This window comes from Luteibacter sp. P4_E6, assembly GCF_056401535.1.
The window spans coordinates 1-1,256 of sequence record NZ_JBFUJE010000820.1 but is presented as its reverse complement, the minus strand read 5'-3'; the positions used below and the strand labels follow the sequence as shown (position 1 = coordinate 1,256).

At 65.3% G+C, this 1,256-nt stretch carries 3 protein-coding genes and 1 tRNA gene; 1 reads left to right on the top strand and 3 read right to left on the bottom strand.

The window, feature by feature from the left end:
* Nucleotides 1-361 (top strand): sulfatase-like hydrolase/transferase (locus AC1DT2_RS23780; protein ID WP_477299151.1); only part of this gene is annotated, 361 nt, incomplete at its 5' end.
* A gap of 156 nt (nucleotides 362-517) precedes the next feature.
* Here the strand turns inward: AC1DT2_RS23780 and AC1DT2_RS23775 are convergent.
* The 3 genes from AC1DT2_RS23775 to AC1DT2_RS23765 all read right to left on the bottom strand — a co-directional run.
* Nucleotides 518-593, bottom strand: a tRNA-Ala gene (locus AC1DT2_RS23775).
* A gap of 1 nt (nucleotide 594) precedes the next feature.
* Nucleotides 595-861 carry a LysR substrate-binding domain-containing protein gene (locus AC1DT2_RS23770; protein WP_477299150.1) on the bottom strand — a complete coding sequence of 89 codons (267 nt, stop codon included), beginning with the start codon at nucleotides 859-861 and terminating at the stop codon, nucleotides 595-597.
* Nucleotides 862-911: 50 nt separating this feature from the next.
* On the bottom strand, nucleotides 912-1,256 hold a 345-nt coding region (locus tag AC1DT2_RS23765; RefSeq protein WP_477299148.1), incomplete at its 5' end, for an SDR family NAD(P)-dependent oxidoreductase.

Below are 1,256 nucleotides of genomic sequence, written 5' to 3'. Positions count from 1 at the left end.
CACCATCCTCTACACGGACCATATTCTCGGCCAGGTGGTCGAGGCCTTGAAGGCCGCTCCGGAAGTCGACAGCGCGATGATGTACCTCTCCGACCACGGCGAATCGCTGGGGGAGAACGATATCTATCTCCATGGCGCGGACTGGGCCACAGCGCCGAGCCAGCAAAAGCACATCCCGATGCTGATGTGGCTGTCGCCCGGATGGGTGCGCGACGCTGGCGTGCGCCTGGACTGCATGGCGCAGCGACGCACGCAGCCGGCAAGCCAGGACAACGTGTTCCACACCTTGCTGGGTTTTTTCGACACCCACACGACGGTGTACGAGCCGAAGCTCGATCTGCTGGCGGGTTGCCGGGGCTGAGTCCTCTACGGCGGCCGGCGCCCTTTGTAGGAGGCGGCTTTGCCGGCGATGGGTTCGCGACGACCTCGCTATCGCCGCTGAAGCGGCTCCCACACAAGGCGACCACAAAAAAGCCTCGAGGACGATGGTCTTCGAGGCTTTAGTGCGTTCAATAAGTGGTGGAGCCTGGGGGGATCGAACCCCCGACCTCGTCATTGCGAACGACGCGCTCTCCCGGCTGAGCTAAGGCCCCACTAATCGGCGATGGTAGCAGGGGTTTTTGGTGTCGCCAAGAGTCGGCGCGGTCTTGGCCCCCCTGCAACCGTTGGGAGTGGGGCAATGGGATCGTGTGGCGGGCAGTGGGCACGCAAGACTTCGACGAGCGTACCCGCGCGCAGCTCGTCGGCGAGAATGTAGTTCGGCACGAACGTCACGCCGAATCCGGCCAGGGCCATTTCCCGCATGACCTCGTAACTGTCGATGTCCGGCAGAGCTCCGCACGAAGCGCCGTCAGCCTTCACGGGCGCCAAGAACCGGGCGGGGCTCCTGGCGCCACGTGTCCCGGGGCGCGTTACCCCTTGGTATAACGCGGCGCGGGCGTACCGGTCTGGGTAGCAGCGAACAGCGCGGCGCGCGCGCCGTCGTAGGCAGTCCACAGGCCCTCATCGGCCACGGACGGCCAGGTGATGGTCTCGCCGTTGTCCAGGCCGGTAAGTGAGGCGTCCACCATGTCTTCGGCGCTCATGATCGATTCCTGGCGCAGCGCGGACAGCCGGATGCCGGAAACCTCGTCGGACCAGATCTCGGTAGCTGTGGTGGCGGGCAGAACCAGCTGGATCCTGACGCCGCYATGGGCGAGTTCGGCCTGCAGGCTGCGGGTGAAGGCCAGGACGTAGGCCTTCGTTCCGCTGTAGAC